We start from the raw sequence: 18239 nt of genomic DNA on the forward strand, positions 1-18239 counted from the left end.
GCGCGCCTGCCGCCCAGTTCGTCGACGGCGTCCCGCTTTTCCGCCACGATCGCCAGGGGCCAGGCCCGCGCACCCCGGGACACGACTACTTCGCCTCGGAGTCGCCGTCGGTCTTCTTCGGCTCTGCGTCCGTCTTCGCGTCGGTCGTCTCGTCGGCGGGCTCATCGGCCGTGTCCTTCTTGCCGAGGTCGACGGCCTTGTCGTCGGCGGGGGCGTCGGCGGCGGAGTCGCCGGTCCCGGTGAGGGAGGAGGCGTCGTCCGGGACGAGGTCGGCGTCGGACTTCAGGTCGTGCTCGATGCCGTGGACGATGCGGTTGTACTCGTCGTCCGTCAGCACGGCGCCGATGGCGTTCTTGGCGAAGAGGAGCTCGACGCCGGGACCGGCGTCGACGAGGACGGTGTCCTCGTTGACCTCCTTGACCGTGGCGTACATGCCCCCGATGGTGCGGATGCCGCTGCCGGGCTGCATTTGGTTCCGCATCTCCACGGCCTGCTGCTGCTTCTTCTTTGCCGATCGGGTCATCAGGAACATGGCCCCGATGAGCACGATGAACGGGAGGAGGGTCAGGAGACTCACGGGTCGGTACTTCCTTCACACGACCGCGCTGTGAGCGGCCAGATGGTTGGGGGTGTGTACGCCGCCGTCAAAGGCGGCATCGGCGGAGTCTAAGCGAGTCCGCGCGCATGGAACAACGCTCAGCATGGCACCGGGGTTCCTGGTCCGGCCAGTGACCATGCCGCCCCGGGGCGGTGACGGTCCCGTCACGCCCCGAACAGGTCCTGTTGTCCGTTTCCGGTGGTCTGGGAGCGCGGCGGGGTGAGGCCGAGATGCGCCCATGCGGCGGGCGTGGCGACCCGGCCGCGGGGGGTGCGGGCCAGCAGTCCCTCCCGTACGAGGAAGGGCTCGGCGACCTCCTCCACGGTCTCACGTTCTTCTCCCACCGCGACCGCGAGCGTGGAGAGGCCGACCGGGCCGCCGCCGAACAGCTTGAGCAGCGCTTCCAGCACACCCCGGTCGAGACGGTCGAGGCCGCGGGCGTCCACCTCGTACACCGCGAGGGCGGCCGCCGCGATGTCCCTGGTGATCAGCCCGTCCGCCTTGACCTGCGCATAGTCGCGGACGCGACGCAGCAGGCGGTTGGCGATACGCGGCGTGCCGCGGGAGCGTCCGGCGATCTCGGCGGCGCCCTCCGGCCGGACCTCGACCTCCAGGAGACCGGCCGAGCGGTGGATGACCCGCTCCAGTTCGGCCGGTTCGTAGAACTCCATGTGTGCGGTGAAGCCGAAACGGTCGCGCAGCGGCGGGGGCAGCAGGCCGGCCCGGGTGGTGGCGCCGACCAGGGTGAAGGGGGGCAGCTCCAGGGGGATGGCCGTGGCGCCGGGGCCCTTGCCGACGATGACGTCGACGCGGAAGTCCTCCATCGCCATGTACAGCATCTCCTCGGCGGGCCGGGACATGCGGTGGATCTCGTCGAGGAAGAGCACCTCGCCCTCCTGGAGGGAGGAGAGGATCGCGGCGAGGTCGCCGGCGTGCTGGATGGCGGGGCCCGAGGTGATGCGGATCGGGGCGCCCATCTCGGCCGCGATGATCATCGACAGGGTGGTCTTGCCGAGGCCCGGGGCGCCGGACAGCAGCACATGGTCGGCCGTGGCCCCGCGCGCGCGTGCGGCGCGCAGCACGAGGTCGAGTTGCTCGCGGACCTTCTCCTGGCCGATGAACTCGTCCAGGTCCTTGGGGCGCAGGGCTGCCTCGACGGCCTGGTCCTCACGGTCGGCGACAGAGTCCACCAGCCGCTCGCCGGCGGTGGTGTCGGTCGTGTCGTCCCAGTTCATGGATGTGCCTCAGAGGGTCGTGGATCAGCGGGCTCGGTTCAGGGTCTGCAGGGCCGCCTTCAGCAGCTGCCCCACCTGGGGCGTGCCCTCGACGGCCTCGGCCTGCGGGGTCACGGCGGCGACGGCCTCGTCGGCCTCCCGCGTCGCGTAGCCGAGGCCGATCAACGCCGCGTGCAGCTGGTCGCGCCAGCCGGTGCTGACCGGTGCGCCGACGGCGGGTGCGCCGACGGGTGCGCCGAGCCGGTCCTTCAGCTCCAGGAGCAGCTTCTGGGCGCCCTTCTTCCCGATGCCGGGAACGGCCGTGAGGGCCTTCTCGTCACCGGTGGCGACAGCGCGGCGCAGCGCGTCCGGGCTGTGCACGGCCAGCATCGCCTGGGCGAGTCTCGGTCCGACACCGCTCGCGGTCTGGAGCAGCTCGAAGACCTGCCGCTCGTCGTCGTCCGCGAAGCCGTACAGGGTGAGGGAGTCCTCGCGGACGACCAGGGAGGTGTGCAGCTTGGCCGGCTTGCCCGTGCGGAGCGTGGACAGCGTGTTCGGCGTGCACTGGACGGCCATGCCGACGCCGCCGACCTCGACGACCGCGGCGTCCGGAGCGAGCGCGGCCACTGTGCCGCTGACGAAGGCGATCATGCCGTCCGGCCTTTCGGTGTGTGTGCGGTGTGCAGGGCGACGGCCTGCTGGAGGCGGTTCTGCGCGGGGGCGCGCCAGATGTGGCAGATGGCGAGGGCGAGGGCGTCGGCCGCGTCGGCGGGTTTGGGCGGTGCGCTGAGCCGGAGCAGACGGGTCACCATGGCGCCCACCTGTGCCTTGTCGGCCCGGCCGCTTCCGGTGACGGCCGCTTTGACCTCGCTCGGCGTGTGCAGCGCCACGGGGATGCCGCGGCGGGCGGCACAGAGCATGGCGACGGCGCTGGCCTGCGCGGTGCCCATCACCGTACGCACGTTGTGCTGGCTGAAGACGCGCTCGACGGCGACGAACTCCGGCCGGTGCTCGTCGAGCCACTGCTCGATGCCCTGCTCGACGGCGACGAGGCGGTGGCCGAGCTCGGCGTCGGACGGTGTGCGGACGACTCCGACGCCGATCATCGTGAGCGGCCGTCCGGCGACGCCCTCGACCACGCCGACACCGCACCGGGTCAGCCCCGGGTCCACCCCCAGTACGCGCACGCGCCCTCCCCTTTTCGCGGCTGAACCGCCGCCGCTCTCGCGGACCTGGCTGAGCATCGTCGTGGTTCCTCGATCGATGGTCGCGGTCCGCCGACGGTGATCTTTGGCTACGCCAGGCTATCCGCTGCCACCGACAACGACAGCGGGCCGGAAGACGTGTGTCCCCCGGCCCGCCGAGATCGCGGCATTAGCGGCGCGTTACGCGTCGACCTTCTCCATGACCTCGTCGCTCACGTCGAAGTTGGCGAAGACGTTCTGCACGTCGTCGCTGTCCTCGAGCGCGTCGATGAGCTTGAAGATCTTCCTGGCGCCCTCCTCGTCCAGTTCGACCTGGACGGACGGCACGAAGCTGGAGTCGGCGGAGTCGTAGTCGATCCCGGCGTCCTGGAGGGCGGTGCGGACCGCGACCAGGTCGGTGGCCTCGCTGATGACCTCGAAGGACTCACCGAGGTCGTTGACCTCCTCGGCGCCCGCGTCCAGGACGGCCGTGAGGACGTCGTCCTCGGTCAGCTCGCCCTTGGGGACGATGACGACGCCCTTGCGGCTGAACATGTACGACACCGAGCCCGGGTCGGCCATCGAGCCGCCGTTGCGGGTCATGGCGACGCGGACGTCGGAGGCCGCGCGGTTGCGGTTGTCGGTGAGGCACTCGATGAGCACGGCCACGCCGTTCGGGCCGTAGCCCTCGTACATGATCGTCTCGTAGTCGGCGCCGCCGGCCTCGAGACCGCCACCACGCTTGATCGCGGAGTCGATGTTCTTGTTCGGGACCGACTGCTTCTTGGCCTTCTGAACGGCGTCGTAGAGCGTCGGGTTGCCCTCGAGGTCGACGCCGCCCATCCGCGCCGCGACCTCGATGTTCTTGATCAGCTTCGCGAAGAGCTTGCCGCGCTTGGCATCGATGACGGCCTTCTTGTGCTTCGTCGTGGCCCATTTAGAGTGGCCGGACATCTGCCTGTCTCCTTCGCGTAACCCATCTCAGCAACGAACGCAGGAATCCTACAAGGACTCCGCTGTCCGGTTCCCCCGCACCATGTCGACGAACAGGGCGTGCACGCGGTGGTCGCCGGTCAGTTCCGGGTGGAACGACGTGGCCAGCGCGGTGCCCTGACGGACCGCGACGATGTGGCCGTCGTGCTCGGCGAGCACCTCGGCGCGGGCGCCGACGGACTCGACCCAGGGGGCGCGGATGAAGACGCCCTCCACCGGGTCGCCGTCGATGCCCCGGATGCCGACGGCCGCTTCGAAGGACTCGTTCTGCCGTCCGAAGGCGTTGCGGCGCACGATCATGTCGATGCCGCCGATGGTCTCCTGGCCCGAGCGCGGATCGAGGATCTTGTCGGCGAGCATGATCATGCCGGCGCAGGTGCCGTAGACGGGCATGCCGTCGCGCACACGCGCGCGGAGCGGCTCCATCAGGCCGAACAGGACGGCCAGTTTGGAGATGGTGGTGGACTCGCCGCCGGGGAGGACGAGGCCGTCCACCTCGGCGAGTTCTTCGGGGCGCCGCACCGGCCTGGCCACGGCATCGGCCGCGGCCAGGGCGACGAGGTGCTCCCGTACGTCGCCCTGGAGAGCCAGGACGCCTATGACGGGGATGTCGCTCATGGATCCTGTGCCCTACCAGCCGCGGTTGGCGTAGCGCTCGGCCTCGGGGAGGGTGTCGCAGTTGATGCCGACCATGGCCTCGCCGAGGTTGCGGGAGGCGTCGGCGACGATCTTCGGGTCGTCGTAGAAGGTGGTGGCCTTCACGATGGCGGCGGCGCGCTTGGCCGGGTCGCCGGACTTGAAGATGCCGGAGCCGACGAAGACGCCCTCGGCGCCGAGCTGACGCATCAGGGCCGCGTCGGCCGGGGTGGCGACACCGCCGGCGGAGAACAGCACCACGGGGAGCTTGCCGAGCTCGGAGACTTCCTTGACCAGCTCGTACGGGGCGCGCAGCTCCTTGGCGGCGGCGTACAGCTCGTTGTTGTCGTAACCCCGCAGGCGGGCGATCTCGTTCTTGATCTGGCGCAGGTGGCGGACGGCCTCGACGACGTTGCCGGTGCCGGCCTCGCCCTTGGAGCGGATCATCGCCGCGCCCTCGGCGATGCGGCGCAGGGCCTCGCCCAGGTTGGTGGCGCCACAGACGAACGGGGTGGTGAAGGCCCACTTGTCCGAGTGGTTGACCTCGTCGGCCGGGGTGAGGACCTCGGACTCGTCGATGTAGTCGACCCCGAGGGACTGCAGGACCTGGGCCTCGACGAAGTGGCCGATGCGGGACTTGGCCATGACCGGGATGGAGACGGCGTCGATGATGCCCTCGATCATGTCCGGGTCGGACATGCGGGCCACGCCGCCGTCCTTGCGGATGTCGGCCGGGACCCGCTCCAGTGCCATGACGGCGACGGCGCCCGCGTCCTCGGCGATCTTCGCCTGCTCCGGCGTGACGACATCCATGATGACGCCGCCCTTGAGCTGCTCGGCCATGCCGCGCTTCACACGGGCGGTACCGGTCTCGGGAGCCTGGTTTTCGGAGATGGACACGGGTGACCTCGCTGAGGGGAAAGGGGATTTCTGCAGCACTGAGGAAACGTGACAGAAGCAGGCCACAGCAAGGGCCAATGACAAGGCCGTGGATCCTTTTGCGACGGACGGCCGGAAAACGCCGCGTGAACGGGGCTCAGGCCGCCCGGTCCACCAGGGCCGCCGGAGGCTCGTCGTCCATTTCGAAGGCCATCGGGAAGGGCGCGTGACCGGCCAGGCGGAACCAGCGCACCTTACGGTGCCGGCGCAGGGCCCGGGCCGCCCGCACGGCGTCGTTGTGGAAACGCCGGGCCATCGGCACCCTGCGGACCGCCTCGGTGAGCTCCCGGGCCGCTTCCTCTCCCCCGGGCGCCTCCCGTACCGCCTCCACCTGCGGGGCCTCCCCGAAGACGGCCCGCAGCGCCTGGCTCAGTTCGCTCTCCGCGATCTCCCGCTGCTCCTGCTCGGCCTGCCGGGCGGCGTGCGCGGCCTCGTACAGCACGATCGAGGCGGCCGGGTCCAGGACTCCCGAGGTCGCCAGTTCCTGCGCGACCGAGGCCCGGCGCAGCAGCTGCGCGTCCAGGGCGGCCCGGGCGGCGTCGATCCGGGCGTGGAGACGGTCGAGCCGGCCGGCGGTCCAGCTCAGGTAGAGCCCGATCGCGACCAGGGCGACGGCGATCCAGATGAGAGTGGTGGTCACGGGCGGCAAGGCTAGCGGCAGGGGCGGCCTCGCCGTTCACCCCCCGCCCGCCCGTGGTCGGCCGTCGGCCGGGTGCAGGGTCCAGGGTGCCCGGCACCGGTCCCGGGCGGACAGCAGCCTCCCCCGCGGGCCCGGTGCCACCCGGTGTCAGTCCCGGGCGAACCCCAGCCGCCCCCACAGGCCCGTCGCCCGCTCGTCCTCGGCCACCGCCGCCGCTCCCGCCGTGACCGTCTCGTAGACGGACAGGATGTCCGCGCCGACGGTCGACCAGTCGAAGCGCCGCACGTGGGCACTCCCCCGCTCCCGCAGCTCCGCCCGCCGCTGCGGGTCCGCCAGGAGCCGTACGGCAGCGTCGGCCAGGGCGTCGGCGTCCTCGTTGGGGAACAGTTCGCCGGCCGCCCCGCGGTCCAGGACCTGGGCGAAGGCGTCCAGGTCGGAGGCGAGGACGGGGGCTCCGGCGGACATGGCCTCGACAAGGATGATGCCGAAGCTCTCGCCGCCGGTGTTGGGCGCGACGTACAGATCGACGCTGCGCAGGAAACGGGCCTTGTCCTCGTCGCTGACCATGCCGAGGAACTCGACACGCGAGCGCAGGTCGGCCGGCAGGGACTCCACGGCCTCCTCCTCGTCGCCGCGCCCGGCGACGAGCAGCCGGGTCCGCGGGCGGGCGGCGAGGATCTTGGGCAGGGCCCTCATCAGGACCGGCAGTCCCTTGCGGGGCTCGTCGATGCGCCCTATGAAGCCGATCGTGTCGCCCTGCCACTCGGCTTTGGGCTCGGCGTCGGCGAAGAAGTCGACGTCGACGCCGTTGGGGATCACGACCGCGTCGCCGCCGAGGTGCTCCACCAGCGTGCGGCGGGCGTACTCGCTCACCGCGATGCGGGCGCTGATCTTCTCCAGGGCGGCCTGGAGGATCGAGTACGCGGCGATCATCGCGCGGGAGCGCGGGTTGGACGTGTGGAACGTGGCGACGATCGGCCCCTGGGCGGCCCAGCAGGTCAGCAGGCCCAGCGACGGCGAGGTCGGCTCGTGGATGTGGATCACGTCGAACGCGCCGTCGTGCAGCCAGCGGCGTACCCGGGCCGCGCTCAGGAAACCGAAGTTCAGCCGGGCCACCGAGCCGTTGTACGGCACCGGCACCGCGCGTCCGGCCGAGACCACGTACGGCGGCAGCGGGGTGTCGTCGTCGGCCGGGGCCAGGACGGACACCTCGTGACCGAGGCGGATGAAGTACTCGGCGAGGTCACGGATGTGGAACTGCACGCCGCCCGGTACGTCCCAGGAGTACGGGCAGACGATACCGATTCTCACGGGCGCCCCTTCGCGGGGTCGAGGTCCGCGAGCCACAGGCGCTGCAGCATGTGCCAGTCCTCCGGATGGTCGGCGATCCCCGTGGCGAAGGCGTCGGCCAGCGCCTGCGTCATGACGGACGTCTTCTCGGCACGCGTGCCCGTCTCGGGGACCTCGACGGGCGGATGGACGCGGCCCCGCATCACGGGGGTGTCGTCGTACCAGAGGGTGACGGGCAGCAGCAGGGCGCCGGTCTGCTGGGCGAGCAGGGCGGGTCCGGCCGGCATCCGGGCGGTGTCGCCGAAGAAGTCCACCTCGACGCCGGAGGCGGACAGGTCGCGGTCGGCGACCAGGCAGACCAGGCCGCCGTCCCGCAGCCGGCGGGCCAGGGTGCCGAAGGCGGTGCCGCCGCTGTGCGGCAGGACCTCCATGCCGAGGCCCTCGCGGTAGGCGACGAACCGGTCGTAGAGCGTCTCGGGCTTCAGGCGCTCGGCGACCGTGGTGAAGGGGATGCCGAGCCGGGTGGTGACCCAGGCGCCGGCGAGGTCCCAGTTGGCGAGGTGCGGAAGAGCGAGTATGACGCCCTTGCCGGCGGCCATGCCCTCGGTGAGGTGGTGCAGGTCCTTCGCCTCGAAACCACCCTTGATCCGCTCCTCGCTCCAGGCGGGGAGGCGGAAGGACTCCATCCAGTAGCGCAGATAGGAGCGCATGCCGGCGCGGGACAGCTCGGCGAGGCGCTCGGGGCTCGCGCCGGGCACCACGCGCGCGTAGTTGCTCTCCAGACGCTGCACGCCCTTGCCGCGCTGCTTCCAGGCCAGGTCGGCGATGGTCCGGCCGAGCCGTGCGGCGACCGGCTCGGGGAGCTTCTTGACCGTGCCCCAGCCGAGGCCGTACAACGCGTCCGTCAGCCGGTCCTGAGCGCTCACGTGGCCGCCTCGCTCCCGTGAGAGGCGTTCTGCTGCTCGTCACCATTGTCCTGGCCGTCCGGCCCGGCCGCCGCGGCCTCGGCTTCGGCGGACTCCCGGCGGACCGTGACGACCCGCTGGATCAGCGTGACGAGGCTGCCCACGGCGACGATCCACAGGGCGACGGGCAGCAGGTACTCGATGCCGGGCACACCGAACTTGTGCAGGCCCGAGAGTCCCGCCGCGACCAGGGAGATCACCAGCCGCTCTGCCCGCTCGACGAGCCCGTTGACCGCCACCGGCAGGCCGATCGACTCGCCCCGGGCCTTGGTGTACGACACCACCTGCCCGCTGGCCAGGCAGAAGATCGAGACGGCGCACAGGACGAGGTCGTCACCCCCTCCGGCGTACCAGAGGATGAAGCCGCCGAAGATCGCGCCGTCGGCGACCCGGTCGAGCGTGGAGTCCAGGAAGGCGCCCCAGCGGCTGGAGCGGCCGAGCTGACGGGCCATGTTGCCGTCGACGAGGTCGGAGAACACGAACAGCGTGATCACGACCGTGCCCCAGAAGAACTCGCCCGTGGGGTAGAAGACCAGCGCGCCCGCGACCACACCGGCGGTGCCGATGAGCGTGACGGTGTCGGGGCTGACGCCCCGCCGGATCAGAAACGCGGCGAACGGTGTGAGGACACGCGTGAAGAATGCACGCGCGTACTTGTTCAGCATGGCCTTCCCGAGGGTCGGTGTCGCCGTCTGGCCCCTGCTGGCCACCGGCTGGCCCATCGTAGTCACGCGCGCGCGTGGGCGAGGGACGGGCACCCGGACCCCTTTCGGGGGAACCGGCGAGCCTCTGGTGCGCCGCGTGCCCTCGTCGTTCGTATGGACGCGCCGTGACGGGAGTGGGAAGGTCGAATGACCGCGGGCGTCGCCGGAGCCGCACCGCACGCGGGCTCCGCGTGTCCGCGCCCACAGTGACCTCACCGTGCACGGGAGGCAGGATCATGGGCGACAAGGCACAGACACACCCTGGGGCCGCCGGCAGGGCACGAGCGGCCGACCACCCTCAGTCCGTACGGAATGTGGTGCTGGTCGGCCACTCCGGATCGGGCAAGACCACATTGGTGGAGGCCCTCGCCCTCACGGCGGGGGCGGTGAACCGGGCGGGCCGCGTGGAGGACGGCGGCACCGTCTCCGACTACGACGACATCGAGCACCGGCAGCAGCGCTCGGTGCAGCTGTCCCTGGTGCCCGTCGAGTGGGACGGCATCAAGGTCAATCTCCTCGACACCCCCGGATACGCCGACTTCGTCGGCGAGCTCAGGGCCGGTCTGCGCGCGGCGGACGCGGCCCTCTTCGTCGTCTCGGCCTCGGACGGCGTGGACGGCTCGACCCGCATGGTGTGGGAGGAGTGCGCGGCCGTGGGCATGCCCCGGGCCATCGTCGTCACGCACCTGGAGTCGGCGCGTTCCGACTTCGAGGAGATGACACGGACCTGCGCGGAGGCCTTCGGCGCGGACGATCCCGACGCGGTCCTGCCGCTCTACCTGCCGCTGCACGGCCCCCAGGCCCCCGACGGGCACGCGCCCGTGACCGGGCTGATCGGCCTGCTGTCGCAGAAGCTGTTCGACTACTCGACCGGCGAGCGCAAGGAGTCCGAGCCGGGCGAGGACCAGCTGCCGCTGATCGAGGAGGCCCGTAACCGGCTCATCGAGGGGATCATCTCCGAGAGCGAGGACGAGACCCTCATGGACCGCTACCTCGGCGGGGAGCCGATCGACGTCCCCACGCTCATCGAGGATCTGGAGCGGGCCGTCGCGCGAGGCGTCTTCTTCCCCGTCCTGGCCGCCGCCCCCGCGGGTGAGGGAGCCCGGCAGGGGCTCGGCACCCTGGAGCTGCTGGAGCTGATCACACGGGGTTTCCCCACGCCACTGGAGCACGAGACGGTGCAGGTCACGACCATCGACGGCAAGCCGCGCGAGCTCAAGCCGTGCGACCCGGGCGCTCCGCTGGTCGCGGAGGTCGTGAAGACCTCCTCCGACCCGTACGTCGGCCGGCTGTCGCTGATCCGGCTGTTCTCCGGCACCCTGCGCGCCGATCAGACCGTCCACGTCTCCGGGCACGGTCTGGCCGACCGGGGGCACGAGGACCACGACGTCGACGAGCGGATCGGCGCCCTGTCCACGCCGTTCGGCAAGCAGCAGCGCCCGGTGTCGCACGTCATCGCGGGTGACCTGGCCTGTGTGGCGAAGCTGGGCCGCGCCGAGACCGGCGACACTCTGTCCGCCAAGGACGACCCGCTGCTCATGGAGCCGTGGCAGATGCCCGACCCGCTGCTGCCGCTGGCCATCCGGGCGCACAGCAAACCGGACGAGGACAAGCTCTCCCAGGGTCTGGCCCGGCTGGTGGCCGAGGACCCGACGATGCGGCTCGAACAGAACCAGGACACCCACCAGGTGGTGCTGTGGTGCCTGGGCGAGGCGCACGCCGACGTCGCCCTGGAGCGGCTGCGCAGCCGGTACGGCGTCCAGGTCGACGTCGTGCCGCACCGGGTGTCGCTGCGCGAGACGTTCGCGACCAGGTCGGCCGGCCGGGGCAGGCACGTCAAGCAGTCCGGCGGGCACGGGCAGTTCGCCATCTGCGAGATCGAGGTCGAGCCGCTGCCCGGCGGGTCCGGCATCGAGTTCGTCGACAAGGTCGTGGGCGGTGCGGTGCCCCGGCAGTTCATCCCGTCGGTGGAGAAGGGCGTACGCGCTCAGGCGGCCAGGGGAGTCGCTGCCGGATACCCGCTCATCGACGTACGGGTGACCCTCCTGGACGGCAAGGCGCACTCGGTGGACTCCTCCGACGCCGCGTTCCAGACGGCCGGGGCGCTGGCGCTGCGGGAGGCCGCGGCCGGCGCGAGGATCCATCTGCTGGAGCCGGTGGCCGAGGTGTCGGTGCTGGTCGGCGACGACTTCGTGGGTGCCGTGATGAGCGACCTGTCGGGGCGGCGCGGGCGGGTGCTCGGCACCGAGCAGACCCCCGGCGGGCGCACACTGATCCGGGCCGAGGTGCCCGAGATCGAGATCGGCCGGTACGCGATCGACCTGCGGTCGATGGCGCACGGCACGGCGGGGTTCAGCCGGAAGTACGCACGGCACGAACCGATGCCGCAGCAGGTCGCGGACCGGGTGCGCGAAGAGGAGCGCGTGGCCTCGTAGTGGGCGCCGGGCGCCACCAAGTTCCCTCTGGGGGCTCCCCTCCGCGGGGGCGGACGGCTTGACGGGCCGCCCGCCCCCGCTCGCCGGTGCGGACGGATACGCTGATGACCTGATCAACAGGTGTGCGGAGCGCGGAAGTCGGGAAGGCCGCAGATGCGGATGCGGCAGCGATGGGGGCGGCAGTGACGGACGGATTCGACTTCAGCCCGGGGGCCCAGGTGCCCCTCGCGGGTGCGAGCGGCCAGACGGCGGCGACCTACGCGCTGGCGGCGGCGGCCTACCGGGACGACGAGGTCACCAAGATCCTGGCCGCCGACAACGAGTGGCACCAGTCGAAGGTGACCCCGCCGCGCTCCTGGGCGAAGATCTTCCGCCCCAGGCTGGGCGAGGCCTTCTCCCGCGCGGTGATCGACCGGATGCTGGGTGCCGAGCGCAAGCCGGTCATCCAGTCCTTCGGCATCGAGCCCCAGGTCGTCGTGGAGCACTGCCTGGCGGCCCACCGCATCCGCCGCGACCGCGACAACCGGCTGTCCGCGGTCACGGTGATCTGCGGGCTCCTGTTCCTGCCGGGCTTCCTGGTGTGGCTGCTGGTGTTCACCCTGCGCACCACGATGGCCAGGCGTGAGGACAAGCGTGCGGGCGCCCTCGCCACCACGCTGCTGGTCGCCGTGGGCGCGCTGGCCGTGCTGTTCCTGCTGCGCATGCCGTTCACGGGATTCTGGGCCCTGTACGGGCGCGCGGCGGTGATCATGCCTGTCGTCGGCTGGTTCTGGGCCAAGCACATCTGCGAGCGGACCGCCCGGGACCTGCGGGAGCGCTGGTCGACCCTGCTGTCGGGCGGCGGTGTCGGCGCCAAGATTCCGGAGGCCGTTCCCGGCAATCCCGGTGACGCGGCCGAGCAGGTCCGCAAGGAGCTGGCCCGCCTCGCGGCCGAGCAGCGTTCCAACTCGGTCTTCTACGCCGGCCCCAAGGGCATACTCGGCATGGGCACGCGGTGGGGCAGCTGGCAGCTGGCCGAGGAGCTGGTCTCGGCCGAGCCGGGCAAGGAGTTCCACCCGTTCCGCAGCTGGGACGTCATCGTGGCGATCCAGGGCGGCCTCGGCATGCTGGAGCGTACGTCCATCAACACCGGCGGTTTCCCCAAGCCGTCCATCACGCACTGGGTCGTCACGCCGATCGGCGAGAAGGCGACGGAGGTGTCCCGGCCGAGCGGCACGGACGTCGACGCGTACACGGTCCGTACGCACGCCATCCAGGACATCTGCAACAAGCAGCAGTTCGGCAGCGGCGACCGGCACTATCTGGGCGTGCAGTGGACCCTGTGGGACGGCCACCTGGTGATCACGATGCTGATCACGGTGACCGTGCTGCACGACACGCTGCGCATCGAGGTCACCGGGCACGCCCTGGGGCCGGTGAACTCCCTGTTCAACGAGAAGCCCGCCGCCAAGGAGAAGACGGTCCAGAAGTCGCTGCGGTTCTGGGAGACCCGCACGGTGAAGCTCCCGCTGATCGACGCCGACGAGGTGGTACGGCTGGCCGCCCGCGCCCCGCTGACCTGGTACCCGCCGGTGCTCAAGTGGCTCGGCGGTGGTCTGACGCTGCCGGAGCCGTTCGGTCTGCGGCACGCGTGGGCCGACCAGCCGTGGCGGCACCGCTTCATGGCCGACGACGCGCTGCGGGCGGCCACGCCGGTGCTGCGGGTGGTGCACACGGCGGCGCTGAAGGTGCTGCGCGAGAACGGGGTGGACGTCGAGAAGTTCGGGTCCAGGTCGGCGGCGCTCAGCGGGGCGGTGCAGGAGGCTTCGCCGAAGAAGGCGGATGTGTACGACGCGTAGTTGATCGTCCGCGGGCCGGTGGGGGGCCGGTGTTCCCGGGGGCTGCGCCCCCGGGCCCCCGTCGGCCTGAAACGCCTCGTCCTCAAACGCCGGACGGGCTGGGGGGGTGCCACCCCCGCCGGAATCAAGCGGTCGGCCAGGCCTCCGCCAGCATTTTCCTGGTGTCGGCCAGGAGCTGCGGCAGCACCCGCGTGTGCCCCACCACCGGCATGAAGTTCGTGTCCCCGCCCCAGCGCGGCACGATGTGCTGGTGCAGGTGTGCGGCGATTCCGGCGCCGGCGACCGTGCCCTGGTTCATGCCGATGTTGAAGCCGTGGGCGCCGGAGGCCGTGCGCAGGGCCGTCATCGCCTGCTTGGTCAGTTCGCCGAGTTCGGCGGTCTCTCCCGCGGTGAGGTCGGTGTAGTCGGCGACGTGCCGGTAGGGGACGGTCATCAGGTGGCCGCCGTTGTACGGGTAGAGGTTGAGCACCGCGTAGACCTGCTCGCCGCGCCGGACGACGAGTCCGTCCTCGTCGGACTTGGCCGGGATCGAGCAGAACGGGCAGCCGTCGCCGGCGCCCGGGCCGGTGGGCTTGTTCTCGCCCTGGATGTAGGCCATCCGATGGGGCGTCCACAGGCGCTGGAACGCGTCCTGCGTCCCCACTCCCAGCTGCTGCTCCGGCTCACTCGTCATGCAGTGCAGCATATGGCGTCGAGCTGGGGGGACGGCAAAGGCCCCCGGGATCTCACCGGGGGCCTTCGCACCGCGTGATCAGACCTGGGCGCGCTCCTCGACGACCTTGAGGATCTTCGCGATGGCCTCGTCGAAGGGGATGCCGTTCTCCTGCGAGCCGTCGCGGTAGCGGAAGGACACGGACTCGTGGGACATGTCCTCGTCGCCCGCGATGACCATGAAGGGCACCTTCTGCTTCTGGGCGTTGCGGATCTTCTTCTGCATGCGGTCGGAGGAGGAGTCGACCTCGACGCGCAGGCCCTTCTTCCTGGCCGCGGCGGCGAACTTCTCCAGGTACTCCACGTGCGCGTCGCCGATCGGGATGCCGACGGCCTGGACCGGGGCCAGCCAGGCCGGGAAGGCACCCGCGTAGTGCTCGAGGAGCACCGCGAAGAACCGCTCGATGGAGCCGAACAGCGCGCGGTGGATCATGACGGGGCGCTGCTTGGAGCCGTCGGCGGAGGTGTACTCCAGGTCGAAGCGCTCGGGCAGGTTGAAGTCGAGCTGGATCGTCGACATCTGCCAGGTGCGGCCGATGGCGTCCTTGGTCTGGACGGAGATCTTCGGGCCGTAGAAGGCGGCGCCGCCCGGGTCGGGCACCAGGGGCAGGCCCTGCTTCTCGGCGACCTGGCGCAGCGTCTCCGTGGCCTCCTCCCAGGCCTCGTCCGAGCCGACGAACTTCTCCGGGTCCTTGGTGGACAGCTCCAGGTAGAAGTCGGTCAGGCCGTAGTCGCGCAGCAGGCCGAGGACGAAGGTGAGCGTCTTGTCGAGTTCCTCCGACATCTGCTCGCGCGTGCAGTAGATGTGCGCGTCGTCCTGGGTGAAGCCGCGGGCCCGGGTCAGGCCGTGCACGACGCCCGACTTCTCGTACCGGTACACCGTCCCGAACTCGAAGAGGCGCAGCGGCAGTTCACGGTAGGAACGCCCGCGCGCGTCGAAGATCAGGTTGTGCATCGGGCAGTTCATGGGCTTGAGGTAGTAGTCCACGCCCTCGTCGAGCTGCATGGGCGGGTACATGCCGTCGGCGTACCAGTCCAGGTGGCCCGAGGTCTCGAAGAGCTTCCCCTTGGTGGCGTGCGGGGTGTAGACGAACTCGTAGCCCTCTTCCTCGTGGCGGCGCCGCGAGTAGTCCTCCATGACCCGGCGGATGACGCCGCCCTTGGGGTGGAAGACGGCGAGGCCGGAGCCGATCTGCTCGGGGACGGAGAACAGGTCGAGCTCGCTGCCGAGCTTGCGGTGGTCGCGCTTCTCGGCCTCGGCGAGGAACTCCAGGTGCGCCTTCAGCTCGTCCTTGGTGGGCCAGGCGGTGCCGTAGATGCGCTGGAGCATGGGGTTCTTCTCGCTGCCGCGCCAGTAGGCGGCCGCGTTGCGCATCAGCTTGAACGCCGGGATGGCACGGGTCGACGGCAGGTGGGGGCCCCTGCAGAGGTCCTTCCAGCACAGGTCGCCGGTCTTGGCGTCCAGGTTGTCGTAGATCGTCAGCTCGCCGGCGCCGACCTCGACGTCCGCGCCGTCGTCGGACGAGGCGGAGCCCTTGATGCCGATCAGCTCCAGCTTGTAGGGCTCGTCGGCCAGCTCCTCGCGGGCGGCCTCGTCGGTCACCACGCGGCGGGAGAAGCGCTGCCCCCGCTTCTGGATCTCCTGCATCTTCTTCTCGATGGCCTTGAGATCCTCGGGCGTGAACGGCTTCTCGACGTCGAAGTCGTAGTAGAAGCCGTCCTTGACGGGCGGGCCGATGCCGAGCTTGGCCTCGGGGTGGAGCTCCTGCACGGCCTGGGCCATGACGTGCGCGGTGGAGTGGCGCAGGATGTTCAGGCCGTCCTCGGAGGAGATCTCGACGCCCTCGACCTCGTCGCCCTCGGACAGGGTGTACGACAGGTCCTTGAGCTCGCCGGCCACGCGCGCGGCGATGATCGCGCGCTCGCCGGCGAAGAGCTCGGCGGCCGTAGTGCCCGTCGTCACCACGCGTTCTTCCCGCTCGGAATCGCGCTGGATGATCACACGGACGTCTGACACCGGTCTCTCCTGACTGAAGGGGGCTGCGGCGCCATACCCGAGCGCGCGCACGAGTAAGGATCGTACCGACCCGGGACCGCCCGACGCGAAATCGGTCCCGCCGGCCCCCTGCGCGGGCTCCGTCAGCCCCGTCCGCGGGCTCCGCCGGCCCCCGGGCGGGACGCGCGCGTCTTCCTCGGCAGGCTGCGTCCGCCCCCCCTCGACCGGGCTCGTCAGTCTCCTTCGCAGGCTTCTTCGAAGAAGTCGAGGTTCTCGTGGAGCTCCTTCATCAGACGGTCCCGCTCCGCGTCGTCGACCTGGACGGGGACGACGCCGTGGGCGCCGGTGAGGCGGCGGAACCCGCTCCGGCTCTCCAGCCGCCCCTGCACCCGGACCGGGAGTCCCACGAGATGGGCGTGCCCGGCGATCCGGTACGCGTCCTCGTCGAGGGTGATCCGGACGTTGGGCACGTCGGCCCCGGCCAGGACGCGTAGCCGTACGGTGCCCTCGCCGCGCGGCCCGGACCGGCGCAGCCGGACCACCGCGCCCGTGAGCCGCACCGGCACGGCGGGTTCCTCACGCAGGTAGCGGGCGCCCGCCTCGCGCAGCACGGCCAGGTCGCCGGGCGAGAACTCGACCGGCTCCGCTGAGGGGGCGCACCCCTCGGGCACGCCCGCCGCCGGGGCCCACTCGACGGCGATCCGGGCGCCCTCCGTGCCCCGGACGAGGGTCACCAGAGCCTCGGTGAGCTCGTGGCTCACCCCTGCCTCGACGGCGGTGTCGAAGCCGTCCATGCCGCCGGTGGCCCGCTGGTAGTCGATGGCCTCCCGGGCGGCGAAGAGCGCCTGGTGGAGGCGTACGGCCAGGGGTCGGCCGCCGGCGACCGGCACGAACGCGGTGAGCCTGCCGTCGGTGGCGGAGCCGACGAGGACGTTCTCCAGGGCCGCGGCGGCGGCACGGCGGTGACGGGCACCGTGGTAGCCGGCCCGGGCGCGGGTGGCGAGGGCCGCGGCGAGCAGCATCCGGCGGGCGGCGCCGCGCAGCCGGTCCTCGACGGTCCAGGACGCCGCGCCGGCGGGACCGGCGGGGACGTCGTGCCACCAGCGGATCTCGTCGCTGGGCACGGCGAGGGAGACGAGGACCTCGCGGGCGGAGGGCGAGCCGCTGCGGGACAGGGCGAGCAGGGCCTCACCGAGCAGCTCGTCGCTGTCGGGGAAGGCGCGGCTCTCCGGCACCAGGAGGCTGGTGCCGGAGCCTCCGGGGCCGGGCGGGGTCCAGCGGCCGTAGCGTCCGGGGGCGCCGCCGCGCCGCTGCCAGCCGTGCCGGCGCAGCAGGGCGCCCAGCACGGCCGGGTCGATGCCGGCGGGCTCGGGCGGCTCGGGCGCAGAGCCGCTCCACGTGGTGTCGGCGGGATGCGGCCGGACCTGCCTCAGTGGCTCCCCGGTCGGGCGGTGCGTCACGGTTTACCTCCCGTCCCGACCCGCGTCATGATCTCGCACAGGGCCCGGTCGTCGAAGATGCGTGAGGTCGGTATCCGCACGGTGGTGCGGCGGCGGCCGGTGATCGGCTGCCCGGCGAGATTGGTCCAGTAGCAGCAGTGCCGCAGGTCGAGCCGGTCGTGGCCGGCGCGCAGCCAGTCGTCCTGTGAGCGCGGCACCAGCATCACCACGAGGATCTTGTGCACCGACACGGGGGTGCGGGCGAGCTTCGCCAGGTGGTCGTTGTCGAGGGTGAAGGAGAAGGTGCGGCCGGGCGGGTTGGGCGGCACCTGGTAGGTGGCCTTGAGCTGCACCTTGATGGTGACCTCGTCGTCGACCGTGTGCCCGGGGGCGCTGTGGCTGACGTGCCAGTCGATGCCGTTGTCGGGAAAGGGCTGGGACAGGGAACAGCCGGCGGCCGCCGCGACGGCGTGCAGATAGCCGACCTGCAGTGTCTCCATGCAGGCGGTGGTGGCGAGGGTGCCGCGGGAGGGAGCCGTGCGCTCGGGCAGCAGCCCGCCCCGTTCGGGCTGCGCAATGGCCATGGCCAACAGCCTTCCAGAACAAGTGTTTCCCCGTTGCGGGCCGCTGAACTGCAACGACCCGTACTCCTGTTGT

17 protein-coding genes are annotated in these 18239 nt (G+C 71.3%); 2 read left to right on the forward strand and 15 right to left on the reverse strand.

Annotation, left to right across the window (positions count from 1 at the left end; genetic code table 11):
* Positions 1 to 85 precede the first annotated feature (85 nt).
* The 11 genes from yajC to pgsA form a co-directional block, all read right to left on the reverse strand.
* A complete protein-coding gene (gene yajC, locus AB0F04_RS31530; RefSeq protein ID WP_362047764.1) occupies positions 86 to 577 on the reverse strand; it encodes a preprotein translocase subunit YajC in 492 nt (163 codons plus the stop codon).
* Positions 578 to 762: 185 nt separating this feature from the next.
* Entirely contained in the window at positions 763 to 1833 is a 1071-nt protein-coding gene (gene ruvB, locus AB0F04_RS31535) for a Holliday junction branch migration DNA helicase RuvB (RefSeq protein WP_352098101.1), read from the reverse strand.
* A 24-nt stretch (positions 1834 to 1857) separates the two neighbouring features.
* A complete protein-coding gene (ruvA, locus tag AB0F04_RS31540) occupies positions 1858 to 2463 on the reverse strand; it encodes a Holliday junction branch migration protein RuvA (RefSeq protein ID WP_362047768.1) in 606 nt (201 codons plus the stop codon).
* Positions 2460 to 2999, reverse strand: a complete 540-nt coding sequence (gene ruvC / locus AB0F04_RS31545) for a crossover junction endodeoxyribonuclease RuvC (protein ID WP_362047771.1) — start codon at positions 2997 to 2999, stop codon at positions 2460 to 2462. Before ruvC ends, ruvA begins: the two co-directional genes overlap by 4 nt.
* A 198-nt stretch (positions 3000 to 3197) precedes the next feature.
* Entirely contained in the window at positions 3198 to 3950 is a 753-nt protein-coding gene (locus AB0F04_RS31550) for a YebC/PmpR family DNA-binding transcriptional regulator (protein WP_362047774.1), read from the reverse strand.
* A gap of 48 nt (positions 3951 to 3998) precedes the next feature.
* A complete protein-coding gene (pdxT, locus tag AB0F04_RS31555) occupies positions 3999 to 4607 on the reverse strand; it encodes a pyridoxal 5'-phosphate synthase glutaminase subunit PdxT (protein WP_362047777.1) in 609 nt (202 codons plus the stop codon).
* Positions 4608 to 4619: 12 nt separating this feature from the next.
* Positions 4620 to 5525, reverse strand: coding sequence for a pyridoxal 5'-phosphate synthase lyase subunit PdxS (gene pdxS / locus AB0F04_RS31560; RefSeq protein WP_053668287.1), 906 nt, complete (start codon positions 5523 to 5525; stop codon positions 4620 to 4622).
* A gap of 136 nt (positions 5526 to 5661) precedes the next feature.
* Entirely contained in the window at positions 5662 to 6204 is a 543-nt protein-coding gene (locus tag AB0F04_RS31565) for a membrane protein (RefSeq protein ID WP_033309754.1), read from the reverse strand.
* Between the two features lie 147 nt (positions 6205 to 6351).
* The gene (locus tag AB0F04_RS31570; RefSeq protein ID WP_362047780.1) at positions 6352 to 7515 is read right to left on the reverse strand and encodes a glycosyltransferase family 4 protein; all 1164 of its coding nucleotides are present in this window, start codon (positions 7513 to 7515) and stop codon (positions 6352 to 6354) included.
* Positions 7512 to 8420 carry a phosphatidylinositol mannoside acyltransferase gene (locus tag AB0F04_RS31575; RefSeq protein WP_362047783.1) on the reverse strand — a complete coding sequence of 303 codons (909 nt, stop codon included), beginning with the start codon at positions 8418 to 8420 and terminating at the stop codon, positions 7512 to 7514. Before AB0F04_RS31575 ends, AB0F04_RS31570 begins: the two co-directional genes overlap by 4 nt.
* Complete coding sequence (pgsA, locus tag AB0F04_RS31580) at positions 8417 to 9181, reverse strand: phosphatidylinositol phosphate synthase (RefSeq protein WP_362048104.1); 765 nt, start codon at positions 9179 to 9181, stop codon at positions 8417 to 8419. The genes AB0F04_RS31575 and pgsA overlap by 4 nt, the downstream gene beginning before the upstream one ends.
* Positions 9182 to 9399: 218 nt before the next feature.
* Between pgsA and AB0F04_RS31585 the strand changes: the two genes are divergently transcribed.
* Positions 9400 to 11598, forward strand: coding sequence for an elongation factor G-like protein EF-G2 (locus AB0F04_RS31585; protein ID WP_362047785.1), 2199 nt, complete (start codon positions 9400 to 9402; stop codon positions 11596 to 11598).
* A gap of 170 nt (positions 11599 to 11768) precedes the next feature.
* Positions 11769 to 13436: a hypothetical protein gene (locus AB0F04_RS31590; RefSeq protein ID WP_362047788.1), complete on the forward strand. Its 1668-nt coding sequence runs from the start codon at positions 11769 to 11771 to the stop codon at positions 13434 to 13436.
* Positions 13437 to 13560: 124 nt separating this feature from the next.
* On the opposite strand, the gene AB0F04_RS31595 is transcribed toward AB0F04_RS31590, so the two are convergent.
* The 4 genes from AB0F04_RS31595 to AB0F04_RS31610 all read right to left on the reverse strand — a co-directional run bounded on the left by AB0F04_RS31595 (position 13561) and on the right by AB0F04_RS31610 (position 18166).
* Entirely contained in the window at positions 13561 to 14121 is a 561-nt protein-coding gene (locus tag AB0F04_RS31595; RefSeq protein ID WP_031104476.1) for an HIT domain-containing protein, read from the reverse strand.
* Positions 14122 to 14187: 66 nt separating this feature from the next.
* Positions 14188 to 16164 carry a threonine--tRNA ligase gene (gene thrS / locus AB0F04_RS31600; protein ID WP_362047791.1) on the reverse strand — a complete coding sequence of 659 codons (1977 nt, stop codon included), beginning with the start codon at positions 16162 to 16164 and terminating at the stop codon, positions 14188 to 14190.
* Positions 16165 to 16376: 212 nt separating this feature from the next.
* Entirely contained in the window at positions 16377 to 17603 is a 1227-nt protein-coding gene (locus AB0F04_RS31605; RefSeq protein WP_362047794.1) for a hypothetical protein, read from the reverse strand.
* Positions 17600 to 18166, reverse strand: a complete 567-nt coding sequence (locus AB0F04_RS31610) for a DUF4365 domain-containing protein (protein ID WP_053668277.1) — start codon at positions 18164 to 18166, stop codon at positions 17600 to 17602. The genes AB0F04_RS31605 and AB0F04_RS31610 overlap by 4 nt, the downstream gene beginning before the upstream one ends.
* Positions 18167 to 18239: the final 73 nt, after the last annotated feature.

This window comes from Streptomyces sp. NPDC029041, from assembly GCF_040637515.1.
Classification (GTDB): Bacteria; Actinomycetota; Actinomycetes; order Streptomycetales; family Streptomycetaceae; genus Streptomyces.